This window comes from Microbacterium umsixpiens (genome assembly GCF_053543675.1).
In genome coordinates, this window is sequence record NZ_JBLVOH010000174.1 from 1 (window position 1) to 2,044 (window position 2,044).

The 2,044-nt window shown below is 68.4% G+C and carries 3 protein-coding genes and 1 pseudogene; all 4 read left to right on the top strand.

The genetic code is table 11. The features are described from left to right. A pseudogene (locus ACNPM4_RS16675) lies at positions 1-559 on the top strand (hypothetical protein); the annotation flags it as partial. Continuing rightward, positions 559-939: a ribosome silencing factor gene (rsfS, locus tag ACNPM4_RS16680; RefSeq protein ID WP_029261674.1), complete on the top strand. Its 381-nt coding sequence runs from the start codon at positions 559-561 to the stop codon at positions 937-939. The pseudogene ACNPM4_RS16675 and the gene rsfS, both read left to right, overlap by 1 nt. 1 nt (position 940) lies before the next feature. Beyond that, complete coding sequence (locus tag ACNPM4_RS16685; protein ID WP_448986423.1) at positions 941-1,630, top strand: SDR family oxidoreductase; 690 nt, start codon at positions 941-943, stop codon at positions 1,628-1,630. A 95-nt stretch (positions 1,631-1,725) separates the two neighbouring features. Next, positions 1,726-2,010 (top strand): hypothetical protein, encoded by a 285-nt coding sequence (locus tag ACNPM4_RS16690; RefSeq protein ID WP_448986424.1) that lies wholly within the window; start codon positions 1,726-1,728, stop codon positions 2,008-2,010. The last annotated feature ends 34 nt before the right edge of the window (positions 2,011-2,044 follow it).

Consider the following 2,044-nt stretch of genomic DNA (forward strand, 5'->3'; position numbering starts at 1 on the left):
TGACGTCCTCGCCGACGTGCACGATGCCGACGACGATGAAGACGACGACGTGCGTCCGACCGTCAACTCTTCGTTCGGAGAAGGCCTTCTCGCCGACGCCCCCGAAGCGCACACGCCTTTCCGGCCCTCGTTCGACGAGCTGATCGGCGTGGGAGATTCGACGGGGTCACAGCATTCCGCGCCCAACGCGCTGATCTTCACCCCGTCGCCGGGGGAGGGCTCGCTCTCGGGCCCGGTCGCGTCGACCGGAGAGATCCTCGTCACCGGTTCCTACGAGCTGCCGAAGGGCATGGGCTCGCAGGGCCATGCGCTCGGCACCACCGACGGCAAGGACGTCGACGCCGTTCTCATCGATGGCGAGCTGCCGCCGGCATCCTCGCCCACGCCGATCGCCGCGAGTGCGGCCGTCAGCACCATCAAGCCGGCCGGAGAGGTCATCCGACCTCCTGCCCCCGAGAAGGGGAACCGACTGATGGTGACCCTCGCCATCATCGCCGGCGGACTCGCCCTCGCGATCGGCGTCGTTCTCGTCATCGCCTTCACCACGAAAATGATCTGATGCAATCACCTGAAACTGCCGAAGAGATGCTGCGCCTCGCAGCCCAAGCCGCCATCGACAAGGGCGGTGAGGATCTCGTCGCGCTCAACGTCTCCGAGCCGCTGCCGCTCGTCGACATCTTCCTGCTCGTGACGGGAAACAGCGAGCGCAACGTCGCCGCGATCGCGGACGAGATCGAGGACCGCCTGATCGAGTCCGGTCACAAGCGCGTGCGTCGTGAGGGGCGGGCGGAGGCCCGCTGGGTGCTGCTCGACTTCGGCGACCTGATCGTGCACGTCTTCCACCAGGAGGAGCGCGTCTACTACGGGCTCGAGCGCCTCTGGAAGGACTGCCCGATCGTTCCGATCGACGTGGCAGAGCCTGCGGCAGACGCCAGCTGACATGACCACGCACCTGATCACCGGTGCGGGTTCCGGCATCGGGTCGGTTCTCGCCCGTCGGTTGCTGGACCGTGGCGACGCCGTCGTGGCGATGGCTCGGGATGCAGGGCGTGCCAAGCAGATCGCGGACGACCTTCCCGGGGCATCCGTCATCGTCGGCGACCTCGCGCAGCCGGGGCGACTGTCGTGGGCGCTCTCCAAGCAGCAGCTGCCCGACCGCATCGATTCGCTGGTGCATGTCGCCGGCGTCGTCGACCTCGGCGACGTCGCTGATCTGCCTGCCGCGCTGTGGGAGCAGCAGCTCGCCGTCAACCTCATCGCTCCGGCGGAGCTCACCCGGCTTCTCCTTCCGGTGCTGCGCGTGTCGCAGGGACAGGTGGTGTTCGTGAACTCCGGCGCCGGCCTGCGCGCCAACGCCGGATGGTCCGCGTATGCGGCGTCCAAGCACGGGCTCCGGGCACTCGCCGACGCCCTGCGCGCCGAGGAGGCGCCGCACGGAGTGCGGGTGACCTCGATCTACCCCGGCCGCACGGCGACGCCGATGCAAGAGCGCGTGCACCAGCAGGAGGGCCAGGCGTACGACGCGGAACGCTACGCCACACCGGAGGCCGTGGTCACGACCATCCTCACGGCGCTCGACCTTCCGCGGGACGCACAGATCACCGACCTGACGGTGCGCCCCGGCCGCTGAGCCGACCCGCATCCTCCGCAGGTGCTGTCAAGGGGCTTCTTCTCGGAGCGCTGAGGGCGCAAGCTCTTCTCGAGAGAGTCCTGGAGGGCCCCCGCATGTCTGAACTCCCCGATCCGCGCTTCATATTGAATCGCATCACCGCGTCGGAATGGGTCATCAACGACCTTCGATACTCACCCAACGATCCGCGCCACGTGGTCGCCTGCGTCTACGAGTTCGCCGAGACCGAGGTCGAGGTGACCTGGCTCCGTGACCTGCCGCTCGCCACCCGCTACGGGACCGCGTTCGAGGTGCTCGAGGACGTCGAGAGGATGCGCGGTTCCAGCCGCGCGACCCGTCCGATCACGATTCCTCACCGCCCGCCTCTGATGGCGACCTGACGGTCGCTGCCGCGTCGCACGAAGCGGCCCCCCC

Coding starts and splice junctions, on each gene's coding strand:
- rsfS (WP_029261674.1), top strand. CDS start 559: ATGCAATCACCTGAAACTGCCGAAGAGATGCTGCGCCTCGCAGCCCAA.
- ACNPM4_RS16690 (WP_448986424.1), top strand. CDS start 1,726: ATGTCTGAACTCCCCGATCCGCGCTTCATATTGAATCGCATCACCGCG.
- ACNPM4_RS16685 (WP_448986423.1), top strand. CDS start 941: ATGACCACGCACCTGATCACCGGTGCGGGTTCCGGCATCGGGTCGGTT.